Genomic DNA, 233 nt, shown 5'->3' with positions numbered 1-233 from the left:
ATCCGGTGACCAATTTGACACGGACGGACGGATAGCGTTCGACGAACGTCTTCAATACCTTGGGTAGCCAATACTGTCCCATGATGGAGGCGACGGCTACCCTCAACCTTCCGTACACTTCTCCTTGGTTGGCCGTCAGTTCGCCCCTTAGTTCTTGTTCTTCACTGTACATCTTTTTGGCGAACTCGATGATTTTCTCTCCATCTGGCGTCAATGCGAGCCCTCTTGTGGAG

Annotated in this window: 1 protein-coding gene; it reads right to left on the bottom strand. The window is 51.9% G+C overall.

The window, feature by feature from the left end; all coding sequences use genetic code 11:
• Positions 1-214, bottom strand: a 214-nt coding sequence (locus AC2Q9J_RS18550; protein WP_499042208.1) for a LysR substrate-binding domain-containing protein, incomplete at its 3' end; no start/stop codon positions are given.
• Positions 215-233: the final 19 nt, after the last annotated feature.

It is taken from the genome of Planococcus sp. RAB007_Raresut, assembly GCF_057369535.1.
Note: the sequence above shows the minus strand (reverse complement) of the source record. Positions and strands in the feature narration are given on the sequence as shown.